Raw genomic sequence first — 21,930 nt, 5'->3', positions numbered from 1 at the left:
CTCACACCGCCCCCGCCGTCGTGCGCCTGCCCCGCAGCAGCACCCCGATCACCACCGGCGCCCCGACCAGCGAGGTCACCACGTTGAGCGGGATCACCGTCTCGGTCCCCATCGGATGGCTCGCGATCGAGCAGGCCAGTGCGGTGAGCGCCCCGACCACCAGGGTCGCCGGGACCAGGACGCGGTGGTTGGAGGTGCCCAGCAGCGAGCGGGCCAGGTGCGGGATCGCGATGCCGATGAACCCGATCGGCCCGCAGAACGCGGTGACCGCCCCGGCCAGCACCGCGGCGCTCACCATGATCAGCATGCGGACCCGGCGCACGTTCACGCCCATGCTGCGCGCGTAGCCCTCGCCCAGCAGCATCGCGTTCAGCGGTTTGATCAGCAGCAACGCCACGAGCAACCCGGCCACCACCACGGGGACGAGCACGGCGAGGTCGTCGTGGTTGGTCGCGTCGAAGCTGCCCAGCCCCCACACGATGAACTGCTGCGCGACGCGCGGGTCGGTCCACACCAGCACCAGGCTGACCACCGCCGTCGTCACCGACCCGATCATCACCCCGACGATCAGCAGGGTCACCGACGAGCGTGCCCACCGCGACAGCACCAGCACCAGGGCGAGTACGGCCCCGGCGCCGGCCGCCGCGGCGCCCACCGCACCGATCCGGCCCAGCCCGACCAGACCGCTGCCGAACGAGCCTCCGAACGCCGCCGCGCTGGTCGCCGCGACGAAGACCGCCACGCCGAGGCTGGCGCCGGAGCTCACGCCGAGGATGTAGGGATCAGCCAGCGGGTTGCGGAACAGGGTCTGCATCATCAGCCCGGCGACGCCGAGCGCGGCGCCAGCGAGCATCGCGGTGAGGGCCCGGGGCAGCCGCACCGTGCCGATGACCACCTCCCACCGCGGGTCGGACGGGTCGGCGCCGACCAGGACCCGCACGGTGTCCGCAGGCGGCACGGTGACCGGCCCGAGCGCGACCGCGGCCACCAGCCCCGCCAGGCCGGCCACGGCCAGCGCCGGCCAGAGCAGCCGGCGGCGGGCCCGGCCCCTTCCGGGCCGTGCAGGGGCGGCGGGCGGGTCGCGGTCGGCCTGGTCACGGTCGGTCTGGTCACGGTCGGCCTGCAGGGTCATCAGGGCGCCCCGAGCCGCTGGAAGTAGACGAACTCGTGGCCGGGCAGCAGCTCCGGGTGCAGGATCGCGATCAGGTCGGCCAGCACCTCGTCGGGCCGGGTGACCCCGCGCTCGTGGAACTCGTTGCCGCCGGTCGGCCCGAGGCACTTGTTGCTGTTCCACACGTTCGGAGACCGCACGGCGGCGAACTCGCCGTGCCGCGGGTCGGCCGCGGTGACGTCGGCCATCGACGTCCAGGACGTGGTCGCCAGCCAGACCGGTGCGGCCCCGTCAGCCGCGTAGACCCGCTCGAAGTCCCGCTCCACGCTGCCCGGCGCCGGGTTGTCGGCCTCCGACCAGGTGCCGCCGGCGTCGCGGACCAGCGTCCCGGTGGTGCTGCCGCCCGCCGCGAGCGACCAGCTGCCCTGGAACAGGCCACCGAGCACGACCGGCACCGCGGGGGCGTCCGCGGCGGTGGCCGCCATCGTCTCGTACCGGCTCTCGATCTCGCCGAACACGTCGGTGGCCTGCTGTTCCCGCCCGGTCAGCGCACCCATGGCCTTGATCCACTCGGCCTTGCCGAGCGGGCCGCCGTCGAGGTACTCGGCCCAGCCGATCACCGGGATCCCGCCCTCGCGCAGGGTGGGGAACGCCGGGTTGTCGACGCCCTGGCTCAGCAGCACGTCCGGGCCCGCGGCGATCACCTGCTCGGTGGCGAGCTGCTGGTTCTCGGCGAACCCGGTGACGCTGCCGTCGTCGATCCTGCCCCGCACCTCGGCCCCGGACACGAAGGCCGGGTCCCCGACGCCGGTCAGCACGTCGGTGGCGCCGAGGTCGACCAGCAGCGGCAGCTGGGTGGTCGATTCGGCGTACAGGCTCCGCACCGGTGTCTCGATCACCGGGGCGCCGGCGAGCTCCGGCGGGACGACGGACGCCGGGGCACCGCACTTGAGCAGGACGTAGGACTCGGGCGCCCCGCCGGGGTAGGGCTGGTTCACGGTCAGCACCTGGTAGGCGCGCTCGTAGCGCAGCGAGAAGTTCGTGGCGTGCTCGACGCGGGACTTCACCGGGAAGTAGTCGACCGCGGGGTCGAAGTCGCTGATGCAGCCCTCCGCCGCGGGGTCGGCCCGTTCGGCCGGCGGTGCGCCCGCCGAACACGCCGACGCCGCGAACACGGCCACACACCCCACCACGACCGCGACGCGCCGCCACCACGGCGCCGCCGTCACCCCTCCGGATCCGATCACCCCGACGACATTAGACATGAAGAGTTGTTCAACCAAGCCGGTCGTGTGGGCGGTCACGCCCGCGCTGCCCGGCGCGCGCCGAGATGCGGCTCACGGTCCTGGGAAGATCCACAATTCGCGCTGTGCTGCATCTCGGCGGGCCCCGGGCGTCCCGCGAGCGTCGCGCGCCCGGCCGGGCCCGGCACCGCCCCCGGGCCCGGACCCGCAGGCCGGCGGGACGTACCGTCACGACCGTGACCACGGACGCCGCCCGCACCGGCCCCGGACCGGCCGCAGAGTGCGCGGGCGCGGTACACACCGTCCTGGACGCCCCGGCCCGGCGCGCACGGGCCCGGGCACACCGCGAGCGGGTCGCGGCGTGGACCGGCCCGCACCGCGAGCGCCGCCGGCGCGGCGAGCCGCACCCGGTGTGGGACTTCCTGTTCACCTACTACTCGCACCGGCCCGCCCTGCTGGAACGCTGGGATCCCGGCCCGGGCGTGCTGCTCACCGGCGACGGCGCCGAGGAGTTCCTGGACCGGCCCGGATACCGCCGCACGGCGGGCAACGGCCCAGCGGGCGCCGGTGCAGGGGACGACGGCGTCATCTTCGATCCGGCCGCCGTGCCGCAGCGGTTGCGCACCACGGCGGGTTTCGTGCACCGGCTGCTCACCGCGACCCGGTCACGCGCGCCGCAGCTGGGCTGTTTCGGGCTGCACGAGTGGGCGATGGTCTACCGCACCGACCAGCCGCGGCACGGCGCCACGACCGGGCTGCGGCTGGGCGCCCGCGGCACGGACGAGGTCGTCGAGTCGATGTCGATCAACTGCTCGCACGTCGACGCCTACCGGTTCTTCACCGAGGCCGCCGCACCCCGCAACGCGCTGCGGCCGACCCGGGAGTCGCAGGTCGACCTGGAGCAGCCGGGCTGCCTGCACGCCACGATGGACCTCTACAAGTGGGCCTACAAGCTCGCCCCGGCGGTGCCCTCGGAGCTGGTGGCGGACTGCTTCGCGCTCGCCGCGGACGTCCGCGAGCTCGACATGCGCGCGAGCCCGTACGACCTGACCGCCCACGGGTTCACGCCGGTGCGGATCGAGACCCCGCAGGGCCGGGCCGACTACGTCCGGGCCCAGGCCGGGTTCGCCGCCCGCGCCGAACCGCTGCGCGAGCGGCTGATCGAGATCACCGAGCTGCTCACGACCTGATCCGGCACGGGCGGCGGCCCGGTGCTCAGCCGGCGACGAGCTCGTCCAGCACGCCGGTGCGCGCGGACGCGACCAGGTCGGAGAACTGGTCGACGCTCATCTGCACCCGCTGTCCGAAGTCGTCGGTGATCACGATGCGCTTCTCCGGCGCGGCCGTGTCGTCGACGTGGAGCTCGGGGCAGCCGCAGTTGCAGCTGCCGCAGAAGGTGGCGATGTGACGCACGCGGGGTCTCCCCTCGTCGGTCCGCGGTCCGGGCGGACGCCCGCACCACCGGCAGTGGTCGACCGCGCTGCCGCCGCGGTTCCCGCCGTCACCCGATGGAGGACGTGTTCGGCCGGTCGGGCACGGCTGCTCGCCCCGCGTCGGCAGGTGCGGCTGCGGGCCGTACCCGGCGGTGTGATCTTGTGAGCTGCCACTGATCACATGGGCACCAGCGCCGCCCGTACGGGGCGACCGGCCGCCTCGCACGGAAGGCCGGTGTCCCGGACATGATCTCGAGAGAACCGCGGCGGGCGGGGCTGCGGGCCCTGCTGCTCGTCGGCGTGGCAGCGGCACTGATGGCGGTACCGGTCCTCGTACCGGTGCCTGCGGTCGCCGCGCCGCAGGTCGCCACGTCGCAGGTGCCCGGGCCGGACCGCTCCGGTCCGGGACCGGAGTTCGCCCCGACGATGGTGGTCCTGGACGCGTCGGGCTCGATGACCGGGCCCGACCCGTCGGGCGGCACGAAGATGCAGGCCGCGCAGCAGGCCGTGCACACGATGATCGACGCCACGCCGGACGCCGCGCAGGTCGGGCTCGCGGTCTACGGCACGCAGACCGGCAACTCCGAGGCCGAGCGGGACCGGGGCTGCCAGGACGTCTCCGTCCTGGCGCCCCCGTCCGCCCTCGACCGGGCCGCGCTCACCGGCGCGGTCGACGCGATGACCCCGCGCGGCTACACCCCGATCGGGCAGGCGCTGACGGTCGCGGCCGAACAGCTGCCGGCGGAGGGCCCGCGGTCGATCGTGCTGGTCTCCGACGGCGAGGACACCTGCGCCCCGCCGGAACCCTGTGACGTCGCGCGCGACCTGGCCGGCCAGGGCCTGGACCTGGTCGTGCACGCCGTCGGCTTCGGCGTCGACGACACGGCCCGGGCCCAGCTCAGCTGCGCCGCCCAGACGACCGGCGGCACGTACACCGACGCCCTCGACGGGGAGGCCCTCTCCCGGGTCCTGCCCCGTATCACGGCCACGGCACTGCGCAACTACGAGCCGACCGGCAGCCCGATCGCCGGTGCTCCCGCCGTCGACGGCGCCCCGGTCGCGGCCCCGGGCCAGTACCTGGACACGCTCGGGCAGAAGGAGACCCGCTACTACTCCGTCGACGTACCGGCCGGGGCCACGGCCTACGTCACCGCGACGGTCTCCTACCCGCGGGTTCCCGGCGTCGGGGTCCTCGACGACTTCAACGGGCTGAACCTGCGCACCTATGGCGAGGCGGGCGAGGACTGCAACCGGTTCGAGGCCGCGCAGCAGTCGCGGTCCAGCGACGGGGCGACGCTGACGGTGGCCACCACCTGGGCCGGGGCCACCGAGGAACGGACCGGCGGCGGATCGGACCGGTGCAAGGGCCCCGGCCGCTACACCTTCGGCCTGACCTGGAACCGGGTGTCCGAGGGCGTCCCGGCCCGGCTGCCGGTGGAGCTGCTCGTCGGCGTCGAGCAGCCGGTCACCGACCCCGGCCCGGTCGAGGTGCTCCCGGCACCCACCCTCGCCGCGACCGAGGCCGCACCGGCGCCGGTGGCCGGCGGCGGGTCCTTCGCCACCGCGGGCGTGCTCGACGGGTCGGGCAGCTACACCGACACCGTCCGGCGCGGCGAGTTCGTCTTCTACCGGGTGCGCCTGGACTGGGGACGGTCGCTGGCCTACCGGGTGCGGTTCGCCGCGACCCCCGGCCGTGGGCTCGCCAACCTCTCGCCCGTACGGACGACGCTGTACGCGCCCACCCGGGAGGAGATCGACACCGATTTCGCCTCCTACACCGGCCGGGACACCGTCCTGCCCAGCAACGACCCGGCGCTCACCACGGTCGGCGTGCGGTACCTCAACCGGGAGGCCGACGTGCGGTCGGCCCGCTCGCAGAGCCTGCCCGGCTGGTACTACATCGGGGTCCAGGTGTCCCCGGCGCACGAGGACGACGGACGGGCCGCACCGCTCCCTGTCCGGATCGACCTCACCGTCGCGGGCGACCCCGAACCCGGGCCGGTCCACGCGACCGACCAGGACACGCCGTTCGAGCCCGCCGCAGGGACCGGCGGTGGGCTCCCGGCGGCCTCCGGGACCGACGAGCCCGCCGCCGGCTCCGGCACCGTCGCGCTGGGTACACCGGTCGTCGTGGCGGGACTCGTCCTGCTCGTCGTGGGAGCCGGCGGGCTGGTCGTGCTGCGGCGGCGCCGGCGCGGCTGAGCGCCGCCCGGTGCCGTTGCGCCGGTCCCGCTGGGCCGGTGCCGCTCAGCCGCTGCCGTCCCGCTCCTGGCGCGCGACCCGGGCCGGGCGCAGCCGGTTCAGCGCCGCGGCGACCTCGTGCCGCCGCGGCACGGCGAAGTCGGCGAGCGAGCCGTGCGCGAGGGCGGCCGCTCCCCCGCGCGCCACGTCCGCGTCGAACCGGTCGAGGGCCTCGCCGAGGGTGACGCCGTCGAGCGCGAGGTGGGCGAGCGCGAGCCCGACCCCGGTGGTCTGCGACGGGTCGGCCAGCTGGGACACCGCGGACAGGTCGATGTCGTCGCCGCCGAAGGTCAGCCGGCCGCGGCCGCGGGCGGTCGTCTTGCGCCGCCCGCGCACCTCGGGGTCGACGCTCGCGGCATCGAACACCCGGTGGCCGTACCCCGGGAACGGGGTGTCGTCGTCCTCGGGAACCGTCCCGGCGATCTCGCGGGCCCGGCCGGTGATGTCGGAGACCCGGTAGTCCTGCAGCAGGATCACCGTGTCGGCCCGGTCGAGGTAGTCGCCGGACCCGCCCATCACCAGCACCGTCGACACGCCGCGGCCGCGGTGCAACGGCCGCACCCGGTCCACGAACGGCACCAGCGGCTCGGCCTCGATCAGCTCCCGCATCCGGGCGTCGCGGATCATGACGTTCGTCGCCGAGGTGTCCTCGTCGATCAGCAGCACGTCCGCGCCGGACTCGAGCGCCTCGATCGTCGACGCCGCCTGCGAGGTCGACCCGGACGCCGACTCGGTCGAGAAGTCCTCGGTCGGCTTGCCCGACGGGAGCCCGGACACGAACGCCCGTACGTCCACCCGCTGCACCGAGCGCTCGTCCTCGGCCCGGACGGCGACGGCGTCCGGGCGCGCCACGACGAGCTCGCGCCCGTCCCCGGGGACGTGGTCGTAGACACCGGTCTCCAGCGCCCGCAGCAGCGTGGACTTGCCGTGGTAGCCGCCGCCGACGATCAGCGTGACGCCCTCCGGGATCCCCATCCCGGTCACCTCGCCGCGGTGCGGCACCGGCAGCGTCACCCGCATCGACTCCGGCGCCGCGAACGGCACCCCGTCACGGAGCCTGCGGTCGTCCACACCGGACGCCCGCGGGAGCACGGCGCCGTCCGCCACGAACGCGACGAGCCCGTTGTCGCGCAACGCGTCCCGCAGCGCACACGAGTCCTCGACGGTGTCCACGAACTCGGTCGCCGCGTCCTGGTCGGCGCGCTGCCAGGTCAGGGCCGCGTGCACGGCAGCGGGCAGGTCACCGGCGAGGGTGCGGGCCGCGTCGTGCCCGGCGATGCGGCGCCCGTGCCCGGGGAACGGCGCGCCGAGCTCGACGACCACGGTCCCGGCGGCGTCACCGCTGCGCTCGATCCGGACCGCGCTGCGCTCGAGCACCTCCTGACCACCCGCGTCGACGGTCACCGGGGTGCCGCGCAGGGCGCGACGCAGCGCGCGCAGCAGGAAGCTCCCGAGCGCGCGGGCCCGGACCGGGGACCGGTACAGCTCGGCCGGCAGCTGCGCGGTGGCCGGCGGGACGGTCACCCGCAGCCGCGACGGTGGGGCGAACGGGTCGGCCTGGACCTTGCGGATCTCCAGCTCGAAGCCGTCCATCGCCCAGCGTCCGGCGAGGCCCTTGTAGGCGCCGTAGCTCGCGCCGTCGAGGTCGTGCAGCCGGGAGCCGAGCTCGTGGCCGTCCCCCCGGATGCCGGACGGGGGCGGCCCGTCGTGGCGGCGCGGTCCGCCCCGGCGGGGCGGACCGCCCGACCGGGAGCCGGGACGGGAGCGCTGCGGTCGGGTCATGCGGTCCTCTCGGGAAGGGGGCGGGCCGTTCCACGGTAGGTACCCGTCGTCGGCCGCCCGAACCCCGTGTCCATCTCGGACGCCCGCACGCGACCGGTCGGGCGCGGTCGGTACTCGGGAGCCCGGCAGCGGGCCCCGCTCGCCGGGTGAGTGCCGACCGGCGCCCCCGTGGTGCCGGGTGCTGCACACCACCGCCCGGCCGGATGGCCGATACGGGTGGTCGGTACCGTTCCCGAACGTGTTGTCGCGTATGTCCGGAGTCCACCTCGCCCGTGGGGCCGCCATCGGTGTCGTCGAGACGATCCCGGGGGTCAGCGGCGGGACGATGGCCCTCGTCGTCGGGATCTACGAGCGGCTGATCGCCCAGGCGGGTCACCTGGTGGGCGCCGTGCGTGCACTGCTGCCCGGGGGTGGTGACGCGCGTCCGCGGGAGGAGCTGCGCCGGCTCGACTGGGGCCTGCTGGTGCCCGTCGCGGTGGGCATGGTGCTCGCCGTGGTCCTCGCCTCGCAGGTGCTCCCCGACCTCATCGAGGACCACCCGGTCGGGGCGCGGGCGGTGTTCTTCGGGATGGTCGCGGCGTCGGTCGCGGTCCCGCTGCGGATCACCGGGATGCTGCGCGGGGTGCGGGAGTGGGCGGTCGTCGCCGTCGCGTTCGTCGGGACGTACCTGGTCAGCGGCCTGCCGCCGGCCGCGGGTGACGGGCGGCCGCCGTACCTGCTGATCGCGGTCGCCGCCGCGATCGCGATCTGCGCCCTGGTGCTGCCCGGCTTATCCGGCTCGTTCCTGCTGCTCGTGTTCGGCCTCTACGAGCCGACGCTGCGGGCGGTGCGCGACTTCGATCTCGCCTACATCGCCGTGTTCGGGCTCGGCGCGGTCGTGGGGCTCGGCACCTTCGTCTCGCTGCTGCAGTGGCTGCTCGAGCACCACCGCCGCACGCTGATGGTGATCATGGTCGGGGTGCTGCTGGGGGCGCTGCGGGCGCTCTGGCCCTGGCAGGACGACGCCCGCGGCATCCTCACCCCCGACCCCGGCTGGTACGCGATGCTCGTCCCGGCGCTGCTGGGCGCCGCGCTCGTCGCCGGGATCATGGTGCTGGAGCGTCGCCTGGAGGGCACCACCACCGACGCCGCCCCGGCCGCTCCCGCCGAGGGCCCGGACCGGCGGGACGGGGGCGCCGCGGGTCCGCTCGCGCATGGCCCCGCGACCGGCCTCGCGACCGGCCCCTCGAACAACACGGACGCCGGGACGGAGCGGCTGGCCCCGGTCGAGCCGGGCAGCACCGACGCGACCCGCCCGCTCCCCCGGGTGGACCCGCGGTCCTGACCGTCGTCCGGGGGTGATCGGGCAGTGGTGGCGGTCCGGTGCCGGATCCGGCACCGGACCGCCGCAGCTCCCAGATCATGCCGGTCAGGGTCGCGGCAGCCACTCCGGCCTGCTCGACCCGCGGGGCACCAGCACCGTCCGGTACTCCCCCGGTGTCGCCGACATCCGGACCTGGTCGGTCACGCCCTGGTAGCACCCGAGCGGGGTGTCCGCGGTGAACGTCTCCGGGTCGAGGTAGGCGTGCTCCTCGCCGCTCCCGGCGACCTCACGGGCGTAGCCGAGGTCGAACACGCCGAGCTCCAGCATCCACAGCGCGGCCCGGACCAGCGAGACCTCGACCGCCCAGGACCCGCCCTCGACCGCGCGGCGGCGCAGCGCGGCAGCGACCCCGGCCGCGGTCAGCCAGGACACGATGTAGTCGTTGACCACGACGATCGGGGACAGCCGCGGTGGGGTGCGGCCGTCGACCGCGGACCCGCCCTCCAGCGTCATCATCCCGACCAGCGTGCCCGCGGACTGGTCGAACCCGACCCGCCCGGCCCACGGCCCGACCGGCCCGTGCAGCGAGTTGGTGGCGTGCACGATCCCCGGCCGCACCGCGGCGGCCTGCTCGGCGGAGAACCCGATCGAGTCCAGGTAGCCGGGCCGCCGGTTGGCGTAGAACACGTCCGCACCGGCGAGCAGGCCGTACAGCCGTTCCCGGCCCTCGGCCGCACGCGGGTCCACGGTGGACGACCGCACCCCGACGTTGGCCGTGGCGTAGATGGTGTCGTGCTCGAACTCGGTGGGCCGCCAGACGTTGAGCACGTCCGCCCCGTGCAGCGCCAGCGCGCGGCCGGTGCCCGCCCCGGCGATCACCCGGCCCATGCCCAGCGCCCGCAGCCCGTCCAGCGGCAGGTTCGGCCGGGACCGGGCGGGGAACGGCTCCGGCGGGGCGTCCCCGATCCGGCGCAGCGTGATCGGCGGGGTGCCGGCGATCGCGGCGTGCTGGGCGGTGTCCAGCCATTCGCCCGGCGTGCGCGCCATCGGCATGACGATCCCGGCGGCCGATCCGGCCTCCTCCAGCTCGGCCGCGTCCCACTGGCGGACCGCCGCGTCCACGGCGGCCGGGTCGTCCGGCACGCCGAGGAACTGCTGCGCCGCCGTCCGCAGCCGCGGGTACCCGTTGAGCGGCATCACCCAGCGCCCGTCGCGGGTCTCGTGGAACCGGAAGCCCAGTGCCGGGGTGACGTTGACCGGGCTGGCCGGTGGGTGGCCGCCCAGCAGCTCCCAGCGCCGGTCGTAGAACGGGCACAACCGGTGCGGGGCGCTGCGCAGGTCGGCCACGACGTCCTGGCCCGGCCCGCCACGGTCGCGGTGCACCGCCGCCATCGCGACCGACTTGGCGGCCAGGGCGATCGCGGCGCCCCCGCCGAGCCGCAGCGCGCTGGGCACCACCGGGTCGGCCCCGCGGAAGCTCACCCGTCCGCCGGCGTCGGCCGGGGACAGCCCGACGCAGCCGAGCAGCTCCGCCAGCGACGCCCCCGGGTCGAACGCGTCGTCGGTGGCGGGGGCCGCGACGGCCGCGCGGACGCGGTCGGTGACGCTCACGCGGGTCCCGCCACGTGCTTGGCCCGCAGGTACTCCCCGACCGACTTGCCGATCTGGTCCACGCGCAGGTTGGCCGAACCGCCCGACCCGAGCAGCCCCACCAGCACCAGGTGCACCGCACGCAGGTGCGGGAACTCGTGCCGCACGATCGCGCCCTGCGCCTCGGGCAGCAGCTCCTTCGCCCGCGCGGTGGTCAGCGTCGCCCGCAGCCAGTCCCAGTGCGCGGGGTCAGGGGCCCAGACGCCGACGTTGGCGTTGCCCCCCTTGTCGCCGGCCCGGGCCCAGGTCAGCGCGCCGAGCTCGATCGGGTCCCCGCCCGGGGCCGGCAGCTCCGGCTCCGGATGCACCGGCTGGGCCAGCTCCTCGGGGGTCGCGGTGCGGGCCGGGCGGGGGACGTCGACGCGGGTGCCGTCGTCGAGGACGGCGTGGTGGTCGAGCTCGGCCGACTCCAGCAGCGCGGGCCAGTACTCGATCCGCGGCCACGGCTCGGACGCGCGCGGGGCGTGGCCGTCGTGGTGGAAGCCGGGGAAGCCCTGCAGGTACAGCGAGCCGACGGCGGGGGCGAACCGGCGCAGCGGCTCCTTCTCCCGCGCGGTGGCGATCACCCGCACCGGCACGGTGGCCGCCCACTGGTCCGGCGGATCCACCGCGGCGACCCCGAGCGGGGTGACGTCGAGCTGGTCGACGTGCCCCTCCAGCTGCGCCCGCAGCTGGGCCCGCAGCAGCTCGACCTTGCCCTCGACGTCCGGCGCGGTGCAGAACAGCATCGTCGAGATCTCGTAGCCGATCGGCGCGAACACCGCGACCTTGGCCGTCGGCGGCGGCGGGGACCCGGTCACGGGGCCGATCGCGACCCGGTCCGGGCCCTGCTGGGACAGCTGCACGGTGTCCAGGTGCACGGTCGCGTCCGGGTTGAGGTAGCGCGGGCCCTGGATCTCGTAGAGCAGCTGCGCGGTCACGGTGTCGACGGTGACCGTGCCGCCGTCGGCCGCATGCTTGGTGATCACGCTGCTGCCGTCGGCGGCGATCTCGGCGATCGGGAACCCGGGCCGCACCATGCCCGGCACGGTGCGGAACCCGGAGAAGTTCCCGCCGGTGGCGTGCGCCCCGCACTCGATGATGTGCCCAGCCGTGACGGCGCCGGCGAGCGCGTCGTGGTCCTCGGGGGTCCACCCGTGCCACCAGGCCGCGGGGCCCGCGGTGAGCGAGGCGTCGGTGACCCGGCCGGTGACGACGATGTCGGCACCGGCCGCCAGTGCCGCCGCGATCCCGAACCCGCCCAGGTAGGCGTTCGCCGCGATCGGCTCGAACCCCCAGTCCTTGAGCGGGGCACCGGTGTCGAGGTGCTCCATCCCGTGCCCGGCCGCGTGGAACTCGCCCAGCCGGCCGTGCACCGCGTCGCCGGCGACGTGCGCCACGCGCAGCCCCTGCGCCCCCTCGGTCCCGGCGATCCGCTCCCGCAGCTCGGCCGCCATCCCCGCGGGGTCGAACCCGCCGGCGTTGGTGACGACCCGGATCCCCCGCCGGGCGATCTCCGCCAGGTGCGGGGTGAGCTGGTCGAGCGCGTACTCGACGTAGCCGGGCCTGCCCCGCCCGGCCGCCGCCGCGAGCGCGGCGAGGGTGACCTCGGCCAGGTAGTCGCCCATCAGGACGTCGACCGGGTCACCCGCCATCGCCTCGTCGACCGCGGTGAAGCGGTCGCCCAGGTAGCCGGAGACGTTGCCGATCCGCAGTGATCGAGATGCCATGCCGGGCACGCTACGTACGCGCCCCGAGGGTGAACAGGACCGGCCCCGGCCCGCCCACCGCGCCCCGAGGGGCACCCTCATGGCGCCATGTGCCCCGAGGGCGCCCCTGGAGGCGGGCCCGCGCCGGAATCGCGCTGTCACCGCGGCTCCGAGGGGCACCCTCGTAGCGCCATGTGCCCCGAGGGTGCCCCTGGGGGCAGGGGCAGGGGCAGGGGCGGGCCCGCGCCGGGACCGGCCCCGGGGTCAGACCCGGGCCGGCGCCGGGCGTCGGTGGTCCTGCACGGTCTCGATCTCCTGCAGGCTCAGGTGTGCGGTCTCCCGGGCGCTCAGCGCGGACCCGGCGGCGACGAGGCAGATCACCGCACCGAACACCGAGACCGGCAGCCACCCGGCGGGCGAGGTACCGGCCAGCGCCGCGGCGATCGTCGGGGAGAACCCGCCGAGCGCGAAGCCGATCTGTGTGCCGACCGCCGTGCCGGTGAGCCGGACCCGGGCGGGGAACATCTCGCCGTAGAACGAGGGCCACACCCCGTTCGCGGCGCTGTAGACCACACCGGACAGCAGGATGCCGGTCACGAAGATCAGGACCCAGCTACCGGTCGAGACCGACCAGAAATAGGCCGCCAGCAGCACCGCGCTGCCCAGCGCGCCCCCGATGAACACCGGGCGGCGCCCGATCCGGTCGGCCAGCGAGGCGAGCAGCGGGATGGCGACCAGCGCGACGACGTTCGCGGCCACGACCACCCACAGCATCGTCGAACGTTCCAGCCCGACGTTGTTCACCGCGAACGACAGCGAGTACACCGTCATCAGCGTGCTGACCGATGCGACGGTCGCGGCGAGGGTGACCCGCAGCAGGTTCGGCCAGTGCCCGGTCAGCAGCGCCGCGATCGGCAGCTGCCCCTTCGCCGACGGCAGCGGTGTGCCGTCCCGGCGGGTCTCGGCGATCTCGGTGGCGAACACCGGGGTCTCGTGCAGCGAGCGCCGGATGAGCACGCCGACGACGAGCACGAGCAGGCTCGCCCAGAACGGTACCCGCCAGCCCCAGCTCAGCAGGGCCTCCTCCGGCAGCATCGCCACCGGCAGGAACACCGCGGTCGCGATGATCTGGCCGGCCTGGGTGCCGGAGAGGGTGAAGCTGGTGAAGTACGCCCGGCGGTCCTGCGGCGCGTGCTCGAGCGTCATCGAGTTCGCGCCGGCCTGCTCGCCGCCCGCGGACAGCCCCTGCAGCAGCCGGCAGGTGACCAGCAGCACCGGCGCGAGGACACCGACCTGGTCGTAACCGGGGAGGAAGCCGATCGCCAGCGTCGCCAGCCCCATCATGAGCAGCGTCGCGACCAGGACCTTCTTGCGGCCCAGCCGGTCCCCGATGTGCCCGAACACGACGGCGCCGAGCGGGCGGGCGACGTAGGCGGCACCGAACGTGGCCAGTGACAGCAGGGTCCCGGCCGCCGGGCTGGTGTCGGGGAAGAACACCTTGTTGAACACCAGCGCCGCAGCGGTGCCGTAGATGAAGAAGTCGTAGTACTCGAGCGCGCTACCGACCCACGCGGCCAGGGCGGCCCGCTTGGGCTGGGCCGTCGGCGGGGAAGCAGCCGGTGAGGGGCTGGGACTCACGGGTCCTCCAGGCGGTGCGTCATTGCAGGCACGGGCGCCGCGGTCGACGCGCTATGTACCGTCCAGTTACGTACCGAATGGTGAGTTGAGGCTCGTGGGGTGTCAACCCCCGGGACCGCGGAACCGGTTCAGGAGTGCCCGACGTGGGCGGTGAGGTACTCGACGACGAGATCGCCCACCATCCGCCGGTAGTGCTCACGCCGGACGGGTTCCAGCAGGTCACGGCCGAAGATCGCGGCGAAGGTGTGCCGGTTGGACAGCCGGAACACGCAGAACGCACTGATCATCATGTGCACGTCGAGCGCGTCGGCGTCGTCGCGGAACAGCCCGGCCTCGCGACCGCGGGCCAGGATCCCGTCCAGCACGTCCACCGCCGGCCCGGCCAGCCCGGACAGCACCGGCGAGGTCCGCAGGTGCTCGGCGTGGTGGATGTTCTCGATCGCGACCAGCCGGATGAAGTCCGGGTGCGCCTCGTGGTGGTCGAAGGTCAGCTCCGCGACCGCGCGCACGGCCTTCGCCGGATTGAGGTGCGCCACCTCCAGGTCGCGCTCCAGCGCCCGGATGCCGACGTAGGCACGTTCGAGAACGGCCAGGTAGAGGCCCTGCTTGGAGCCGAAGTAGTAGTACAGCATCCGCTTGGTGGTGCGGGTGCGCGCGGCGATCTCGTCCACCCGGGCACCGGCGAACCCGCGGTCGGCGAACTCGGAGGTCGCCTCGTCCAGGATCTCGGCACGGGTCCGCTCCGGGTCGCGCTGCCGACCGGTCCCCTCCGGGGCTGTGGCCACGACGGACCTCCTCGTTCGTTCCGGGCGGCCCGACGCTACCGGCCGGACGGCGGCCGGGGCTGGTGCCACCCGCCCGGCGTCCGGTACAACTAACCATACGGTACATAACAAGGAGGGGAAGTGCGGAGCAGCCACACCGCCGCCGGGACCGAAACCGTCCTGACCGGACTGATCGGCGCCGGGATCGGCCCGTCCCTGTCACCGGCACTGCACGAGCGTGAGGCCGCCGCTCTGGGACTGCCCCTGCGCTACCTGTGCTGGGACCTCGACGAGCTCGGCGCCACGCCCGAGGACGCCGGGCGGTTGCTGGCCCGGGCACGCGCCCAGGGCTACGCCGGGCTGAACATCACCCACCCGTGCAAGCAGCTCGTGATCCCCCATCTCGACGCGCTCGCGCCCGAGGCGGCCGCGATCGGAGCGGTCAACACCGTCGTCGTCGGCGCGGACGGGTCGCTGACCGGGCACAACACCGACTGGGCCGGCTTCGGTTCCGGGCTCCGCGACGGGCTCCCCGGCGCCGCGCTCGGCCGCGTGGTGCTGCTCGGCGCGGGCGGGGCGGGTGCCGCGGCCGGCTATGCGCTGGCCCGGGCCGGGGTGCACGCGCTGGACATCGTCGACGTCGACGCCGACCGCGCCACGGCTCTCGCGGACAGCCTCGGCCCGCACCTGGCCGCCGGCGCCACGGCGACCGGGCACGCCCGTCCGGCCCTCGACGACCTGCTCCCCCGCACCGACGGGCTCGTGCACGCCACCCCCACCGGGATGGCCGAGCACCCGGGCCTGCCGTTCGACACCGACCTGCCGGCGTCCCGGCCGTGGGTGGCCGAGATCGTCTACCGGCCGCTGGACACCGCGCTGCTGCGCGCCGCCCGGGCCGCCGGGTGCCGCACCGTCGACGGTGGCCGGATGGCCGTGCACCAGGCCGCCGAGGCGTTCCGCCTGTTCACCGGGCGGGTTCCCGACCCGGGGCGGATGCTCGCCCACCTCGCCGAACTGGTCGCCGACGAACAGGAGTCCGGCCGTGTCGCATGAACCGGCTGTGCCGCACGAACCGGCTGTGTCGTCACCGGACCCACCCGGCGAGCCGCCGGCCGTGCTCCCGGGGGCACCCTCGGGGCGCATGGCGCCTCCGGGGTGCCCCTCGGGGCAGTCCGGGCCGGGGCGGGCCGGGGCGGGGCCGTCCGGGGCGGGGCCGCCCGGACCGGGGCGCGCCGGACCGGCGCGGGCCGAGGTGGAGCAGACCGGACCGGGGTGGCGCGCACCGGCTCGGCCCCGGCTCGCCCTGGCCACGGTCTGTCTGTCCGGGACGCTGGAGGACAAGCTCGAGGCCGCCGCGACCGCCGGGTTCGACGGCGTCGAGATCTTCGCCCCGGACCTGGTCGCCGACCCGCTCTCCCCCGCAGGCATCGGCGACCGCTGCCGGGACCTGGGCCTGTCGGTCGACCTGTACCAACCGTTGCGCGACATCGACTCGACCGACCCGGACCGGTTCGCGGCGAACCTGCGCCGGGCCGGTGCCACGTTCGACGTGATGGCCGGGCTCGGTGCCGACACCGTGCTGGTCTGCTCCTCGGTCGCTCCCGACGCCGTGGCCGACCGCGACCGGCTCGCCGAACTGCTGCACCGCCTGGCCGAGCAGGCCCACGCGCGCGGGATGCGGATCGCCTACGAGGCCCTGGCCTGGGGCCGGCACGTCGACACCTGGGACGCCTCCTGGCAGGTCGTGCGCGACGCCGACCACCCGGCGCTGGGGCTGTGCCTGGACTCGTTCCACATCCTGGCTCGCGGGTCCGACCCGGCCCCCATCGCCGACGTCCCCGGGGAGAAGCTGTTCTTCCTCCAGCTCGCCGACGCCCGCGAGGTGTCGATGGACGTGCTGTCCTGGAGCCGGCACCACCGGCTGTTCCCCGGCCAGGGCGGCTTCGACCTGCCCGCCTTCCTCGCACCGGTCCTGGCCGCCGGCTACGCCGGGCCGCTCTCGCTGGAGGTGTTCAACGACGTCTTCCGGCAGGCCGATCCGCTGCGTACCGCGGTCGACGCGCGGCGCTCACTGCTCGCGCTCGCCGAGGCCACCGCCCTGCCGGGCACACCGCCCGCGGCCGCCGCACCGCCGTCCGGGGGCACCGCACCGCCGTCCGGGAGCACTGCGGCGGCTCCCGGGATCACTGCGGCGCCGCCCGCGCACTCCGCGGCACGGTCCACGGACTCCGCTGCGCGGTCCACGAACCTCGCAGCGCGGTCCACGGACTCCGCAGCGCGGTCCGCACACCCCACGGCACCGCCCGCGCACTCCGAGGCGGCGCCCGCGCGCGCCGCCGCACCGCACGGCGGGTCCGCGCCGCTCCGAGACGTCCGAGGCACGCGCCGTGGGGTCGGAACCGACCCGGTGGACACCGCGCCGCCGGAGCTCGCCGGGCCGGCGTTCGTCGAGCTGCACGGCGGCCCGGAGCTCGGCCCGGTGCTGCGCGCGCTCGGGTTCGGCCGCACCGGCGTGCACCGCACCAAGCAGGTCGAACGCTACGAGCAGGGTGGGGCCCGGCTGCTGGTGAACGCGGCCGGCGACGGGCCCTCCGCGGTCGCCGCGATCGGCGTCGAGTCGGCCGACCCGGTCGCCTCCGCCCGGCGGGCGTCGCGGCTGTGCGCCCCACCGCTGTCGCGCACGACCGGGCCCGGCGAGGCGGACCTCGCCGAGATCCCCGCCCCGGACGGCACCTCGGTGTTCTTCTGCCGGACCGCCGACGACGGCGGCGCGCCGGTCTGGTCGCACGACTTCGTCGCGGTCGACGAACCACCCGTGCCCCGGGCCGGGGTCACCGGGATCGACCACGTCGGACTCACCCAGCCCTACGACGCGTTCGACGAGGCGGTGCTGTTCCACCGGTCGGTGCTCGGCCTGGACACGATCGCCGACGGCGAGTTCGCCGCCCCGTTCGGCCTGGTCCGCAGCCGCGCGCTGGCCGACCGCGCCCGCCGGGTCCGGCTCGCGCTGACCGTGTCGCTGCTGCGCCGCGGCGAGTGGGGCCCGGCCGTCGCCGACCCGCAGTACGTGGCGCTGGCCTGCGACGACGTCCTCGCCACCGCCCGTGCGGCGCGCGACGCCGGGGCCCCGCTGCTGGCCGTCCCGGCGAACTACCACGACGACCTGGCGGCACGCCTGGAGCTGCCCGACACCACGATGGCCGCGTACCGGGAACTCGGCGTGCTGCACGAGCGCGATCCCGGCGGCGACCTGCTCCAGGTCTGTACCGAGCTGCTCGGGGGCCGGCTGTTCCTGAGCCTGGTGCAGCGCACCGGGACCCACGACGGGCACGGCTGGGCCGACGCACCCGTCCGGATGGCCGCGCACCGCCGCTCCCGCCTGGGCCGGGCCGTCTCCGGGACCTGAACCGGCTCGCCCGGGGCCCGGCCTCCCGCGCCCCCACATGCCGCGAGGGGCACCCTCGGAGCGCTCAGCGCTCCGAGGGTGCCCCTCGTGGTCGTGCGGGAGGGCCCGGTGTCAGGCGAAGGCCTCCGGCGGCGGGCAGGAGCAGACCAGGTTCCGGTCCCCGTGCGCGCCGTCGATCCGGCGCACCGGCGGCCAGACCTTGCGGTCGTGCACACCCAGCGTCCCACCGGCCGGGTAGGCGGCCAGCTCCCGCGGGTACGGGTGCTCCCACTTGTCGTCGGCCAGGCACGCCGCGGTGTGCGGGGCGTTGCGCAGCGGGTTGTCGTCGGCAGGCCACTCGCCCGCCGCGACCCGGTCGACCTCGCCGCGGATCGCGATCATCGCCTGCACGAACCGCTCGATCTCCGGCAGGTCCTCGGACTCGGTGGGCTCGACCATCAGCGTCCCGGCGACCGGGAACGACATGGTCGGGGCGTGGATGCCGTGGTCGATGAGCCGCTTGGCGACGTCGTCGACGGTCACGCCGGTGTCCTTGGTGATCTGGCGCAGGTCGAGGATGCACTCGTGCGCGACGGAGCCGTCGACACCCGAGTACAGCACCGGGTAGTGCTCGCCGAGCCGCTTGGCGACGTAGTTCGCGGCCGCGACCGCGGTCAGCGTGGCCCGGCGCAGCCCCTCGAGCCCCATCATCCGCAGGTACGCCCAGGAGATCGGGAGCACGCCGGGGCTGCCGTGCGGCGCGGCCGACACGGGTCCGACGCCGCCCTCCTCCCGCGGCGACCGGCCGGGCAGGAACGGCACGAGGTGCTCGGCCACCGCGACCGGCCCGACGCCCGGCCCGCCCCCACCGTGCGGGATGCAGAACGTCTTGTGCAGGTTGAGGTGGCTGACGTCGCCGCCGAACGCCCCCGGCCGGGCCACCCCGACCAGGGCGTTCAGGTTCGCCCCGTCGACGTAGACCTGCCCGCCCGCCTCGTGCACGGCCCCGCACACGTCGCGGACCTGCGCCTCGTAGACACCGTGCGTGGACGGGTAGGTGATCATCAGCGCGGACAGCCGCTCGCCGTGCTCGGCGATCTTCGCGCGCAGGTCGTCGAGGTCGACGTCGCCCTGGGCGTCGGTCCCGACCACAACCACCCGCATCCCGGCCATGATCGCCGACGCGGCGTTGGTCCCGTGCGCGGACGCCGGGATCAGGCAGACGTCGCGCTCGTGCGCACCGCGGCTGCGGTGGTAGGCGGCGATGGCCAGCAGCCCGGCGAGCTCGCCCTGGCTGCCCGCGTTCGGCTGCAGCGACACGGCCGCGTAGCCGGTGAGGTCGGCCAGCCAGGTCTCCAGCTGGGTGATCATCTCCCGGGAGCCTGCGGTGTCGGCCTCCGGCGCGAACGGGTGCAGGTCACAGAACTGCGGCCAGGTCACCGCCTCCATCTCCGCGGCGGCGTTGAGCTTCATCGTGCACGAGCCCAGCGGGATCATCGTGCGGTCCAGCGCCAGGTCGGCGTCGGCGAGCCGTCGCAGCCAGCGCATCAGCGCCGTCTCCGACCGGTACTCGTGGAACGTCGGGTGGGTCAGGTACTCGCTGGTCCGCCCCAGGGCGGCCGGGAGCGCGTCCGGGGTGGCCGCGTCGAGCTCCCCGACCGGGCCGGCGGAGACGCCGAACGCCGCCCACACCGCCTCCAGGTGCGCGACGGTGGTGATCTCCGAGGTGGACACGCCCACCTCGTCGCCGGAGATCCGGCGCAGCGCGATCCCGGCGTCGTGCGCGGCGGCGACGACGGCGTCGGCGCGGCCGGGCACGCGGGCCAGGATCGTGTCGAAGAAGTGCTCGTGGGCGAGCTCGACCCCGCCCGTACGCAGGCCGGCGGCGAGCACCGCGGCCATCCGGTGGGTGCGCTGCGCGATCTGGCGCAGCCCGTCCGGGCCGTGGTGGACGCCGTAGCAGGCGGCCATGACGGCCAGCAGCACCTGCGCGGTGCAGATGTTCGAGGTCGCCTTCTCCCGGCGGATGTGCTGCTCGCGGGTCTGCAGCGCCAGCCGCAGGGCGTAGTTGCCGTCGGCGTCGCGGGAGACACCGACCAGCCGCCCGGGCAGCTGCCGGGCCTGCTTCTGGCCCACCGACATGTACGCGGCGTGCGGGCCACCGAACCCGAGCGGCACGCCGAAGCGCTGCGTGGACCCGACGGCGACGTCCGCGCCGAGCTCGCCGGGCGGGGTCAGCAGGGTCAGCGCCAGCAGGTCGGCGGCGACGGCGACCAGCGCGCCCCGCTCGTGCGCCTGGGTGATCAGCGCGGCCGGGTCGGCGACGCGTCCCGAGGCGCCCGGGTAGGACAGCAGGGCCCCGAAGAACTCGCCCTCGGGCAGCGTGCCCCCGGACATGTCGGTCACCACGAGCTCGATGCCCAGCGGCTCGGCCCGGGTGCGCAGCACGTCGAGGGTCTGCGGCAGCGTGTCGGCGTCGACGACGAAGCGGGGGCTCTTCGAGCGCCCGGAACGGCGCAGCAGCGTCATGGCCTCGGCCGCCGCGGTGGCCTCGTCCAGCAGCGAGGCGCCCGCGACCGGCAGGCCGGTCAGGTCGGCCACCATCGTCTGGAACGCCAGCAGCGCCTCCAGCCGGCCCTGGCTGATCTCCGGCTGGTACGGCGTGTACGCCGTGTACCAGGCCGGGTTCTCCAGCACGTTGCGCCGGATCACCGACGGGGTCCGTGTCCCGTGGTAGCCGAGCCCGATCATCGGGACGGTCACGGTGTTGCGGGCGGCCAGCCCGCGCAGCTCGGCGAGCATGTCGGCCTCGCCGGCCGGGGCCGGCAGCGAGCCGCCGACCGGCTCGGGGTCGCGGATCGCGGCGGGCAGCGCGCGGTCGGCCAGGCTGTCGAGGGAGTCGACGCCCAGCACCTCGAGCATCCGGCTCAGCTCGTCCGGCCGCGGGCCGATGTGCCTGTCGGCGAACGGCACCCCGCGCTCGAGCTCGGCGAGGGTCGGGCGGTGCCGATCGGTCGGATGGGTCGCGGGTGTCGGGCTCACGGCGCCTCCGGAGGGTTCTCGGTCAGGCCGGGGACAGGGCGGTCACGCCCCTCCCCCTCTGTCCGTACCCGCCGGGCGGGCGCCTGAGAGATTCACCCGAGGCTTCGGGCTTTCCCCGTCGGCGGACCGGCTCCCCGAGGTGCCGATCGCTTTCCAGAGGCGTCTCGACCGTACGGTCCGTGTGCCTGAGAGATTCCGGGAAGGGATTTGCTCCTTCGGCGCCCGGCTTCCTGCACCGGGACTCTCCCGCACGGCGTCAACGACTACCGAGGAGAGCATACCGCCCTTCTCCGTACTTTCACGGCGCCGACGCGCTCCGGTCGCCCGGCACACTCCCGCCATGTCGAACACGAGCACCACGAACACCACGCCCGCCACGACCGCGGCCTTCCACATGCAGGCGGTCCTGTCCTTCGGCGTCTCGCTGGCCGCGGTCGTCGTCGGGACCGTGTACCTGCCCGTCGACGGCTGGGTGAAGGCGTTCCTCGCGATCGCGGTCCTCTACGCGATCACGTCGGCCTTCACCCTCGCCAAGTGCGTGCGCGACCGCCAGGACAGCCTGACCGTGGTCAACCGGGTCGACCAGGCGCGGATGGAGAAGCTCCTGTCCGAGCACGACCCGTTCCGGTCGGTCGCCTAGGTGAGGGAC

Annotated in this window: 15 protein-coding genes and 1 riboswitch; of the genes, 6 read left to right on the top strand and 9 right to left on the bottom strand. The window is 75.2% G+C overall.

Annotated elements, in window-relative coordinates:
• Window position 1 precedes the first annotated feature (1 nt).
• Window positions 2-1,132 carry a FecCD family ABC transporter permease gene (locus tag BM093_RS04975; protein WP_093337836.1) on the bottom strand — a complete coding sequence of 377 codons (1,131 nt, stop codon included), beginning with the start codon at window positions 1,130-1,132 and terminating at the stop codon, window positions 2-4.
• A complete protein-coding gene (locus BM093_RS04970; protein ID WP_218162665.1) occupies window positions 1,132-2,358 on the bottom strand; it encodes an ABC transporter substrate-binding protein in 1,227 nt (408 codons plus the stop codon). The genes BM093_RS04975 and BM093_RS04970 overlap by 1 nt, the downstream gene beginning before the upstream one ends.
• Before the next feature lie 302 nt (window positions 2,359-2,660).
• Here BM093_RS04970 and BM093_RS04965 point away from each other — a divergent pair, with 302 nt between their 5' ends.
• A complete protein-coding gene (locus BM093_RS04965) occupies window positions 2,661-3,545 on the top strand; it encodes a 3-methyladenine DNA glycosylase (RefSeq protein ID WP_093338114.1) in 885 nt (294 codons plus the stop codon).
• Between the two features lie 25 nt (window positions 3,546-3,570).
• Here BM093_RS04965 and BM093_RS04960 read toward each other — a convergent pair whose 3' ends face one another.
• The gene (locus BM093_RS04960) at window positions 3,571-3,768 is read right to left on the bottom strand and encodes a hypothetical protein (protein WP_093337829.1); all 198 of its coding nucleotides are present in this window, start codon (window positions 3,766-3,768) and stop codon (window positions 3,571-3,573) included.
• Between the two features lie 266 nt (window positions 3,769-4,034).
• Between BM093_RS04960 and BM093_RS04955 the strand changes: the two genes are divergently transcribed.
• Window positions 4,035-5,990 (top strand): vWA domain-containing protein, encoded by a 1,956-nt coding sequence (locus BM093_RS04955; protein ID WP_177238268.1) that lies wholly within the window; start codon window positions 4,035-4,037, stop codon window positions 5,988-5,990.
• Window positions 5,991-6,035: 45 nt separating this feature from the next.
• Here BM093_RS04955 and BM093_RS04950 read toward each other — a convergent pair whose 3' ends face one another.
• On the bottom strand, window positions 6,036-7,811 hold the full coding sequence (locus tag BM093_RS04950) for an ABC-ATPase domain-containing protein (protein WP_093337826.1): 1,776 nt from the start codon (window positions 7,809-7,811) through the stop codon (window positions 6,036-6,038).
• Window positions 7,812-8,061: 250 nt separating this feature from the next.
• Between BM093_RS04950 and BM093_RS04945 the strand changes: the two genes are divergently transcribed.
• Window positions 8,062-9,135 carry a DUF368 domain-containing protein gene (locus BM093_RS04945; RefSeq protein ID WP_093337822.1) on the top strand — a complete coding sequence of 358 codons (1,074 nt, stop codon included), beginning with the start codon at window positions 8,062-8,064 and terminating at the stop codon, window positions 9,133-9,135.
• 84 nt (window positions 9,136-9,219) lie between these two features.
• On the opposite strand, the gene BM093_RS04940 is transcribed toward BM093_RS04945, so the two are convergent.
• The 4 genes from BM093_RS04940 to BM093_RS04925 all read right to left on the bottom strand — a co-directional run bounded on the left by BM093_RS04940 (window position 9,220) and on the right by BM093_RS04925 (window position 14,875).
• Window positions 9,220-10,725, bottom strand: coding sequence for a CoA transferase (locus tag BM093_RS04940; protein ID WP_093337818.1), 1,506 nt, complete (start codon window positions 10,723-10,725; stop codon window positions 9,220-9,222).
• On the bottom strand, window positions 10,722-12,473 hold the full coding sequence (locus BM093_RS04935) for an acyclic terpene utilization AtuA family protein (protein ID WP_093337815.1): 1,752 nt from the start codon (window positions 12,471-12,473) through the stop codon (window positions 10,722-10,724). The genes BM093_RS04940 and BM093_RS04935 overlap by 4 nt, the downstream gene beginning before the upstream one ends.
• A 243-nt stretch (window positions 12,474-12,716) precedes the next feature.
• Window positions 12,717-14,090, bottom strand: a complete 1,374-nt coding sequence (locus BM093_RS04930; protein WP_093337813.1) for an MFS transporter — start codon at window positions 14,088-14,090, stop codon at window positions 12,717-12,719.
• A 128-nt stretch (window positions 14,091-14,218) separates the two neighbouring features.
• Window positions 14,219-14,875, bottom strand: a complete 657-nt coding sequence (locus BM093_RS04925) for a TetR/AcrR family transcriptional regulator (RefSeq protein ID WP_093337810.1) — start codon at window positions 14,873-14,875, stop codon at window positions 14,219-14,221.
• Between the two features lie 120 nt (window positions 14,876-14,995).
• On the opposite strand from BM093_RS04925, the gene BM093_RS04920 reads away from it, so the two are divergent.
• Together BM093_RS04920 and BM093_RS37005 are read left to right on the top strand one after the other, a co-directional pair.
• Entirely contained in the window at window positions 14,996-15,907 is a 912-nt protein-coding gene (locus BM093_RS04920; RefSeq protein ID WP_093337808.1) for a shikimate dehydrogenase, read from the top strand.
• A gap of 88 nt (window positions 15,908-15,995) precedes the next feature.
• Window positions 15,996-18,260, top strand: a complete 2,265-nt coding sequence (locus tag BM093_RS37005; RefSeq protein WP_093338108.1) for a bifunctional sugar phosphate isomerase/epimerase/4-hydroxyphenylpyruvate dioxygenase family protein — start codon at window positions 15,996-15,998, stop codon at window positions 18,258-18,260.
• A gap of 111 nt (window positions 18,261-18,371) precedes the next feature.
• Here BM093_RS37005 and gcvP read toward each other — a convergent pair whose 3' ends face one another.
• Window positions 18,372-21,281 (bottom strand): aminomethyl-transferring glycine dehydrogenase, encoded by a 2,910-nt coding sequence (gcvP, locus tag BM093_RS04910; protein WP_093337805.1) that lies wholly within the window; start codon window positions 21,279-21,281, stop codon window positions 18,372-18,374.
• A gap of 163 nt (window positions 21,282-21,444) precedes the next feature.
• A riboswitch (glycine riboswitch) is annotated at window positions 21,445-21,540 on the bottom strand.
• A gap of 81 nt (window positions 21,541-21,621) precedes the next feature.
• Here gcvP and BM093_RS04905 point away from each other — a divergent pair.
• Window positions 21,622-21,921, top strand: a complete 300-nt coding sequence (locus tag BM093_RS04905; protein WP_093337803.1) for a YiaA/YiaB family inner membrane protein — start codon at window positions 21,622-21,624, stop codon at window positions 21,919-21,921.
• Window positions 21,922-21,930: the final 9 nt, after the last annotated feature.

Source organism: Pseudonocardia ammonioxydans (assembly GCF_900115005.1).
Lineage (GTDB): Bacteria > Actinomycetota > Actinomycetes > Mycobacteriales > Pseudonocardiaceae > Pseudonocardia > Pseudonocardia ammonioxydans.
Note: the sequence above shows the minus strand (reverse complement) of the source record. Positions and strands in the feature narration are given on the sequence as shown.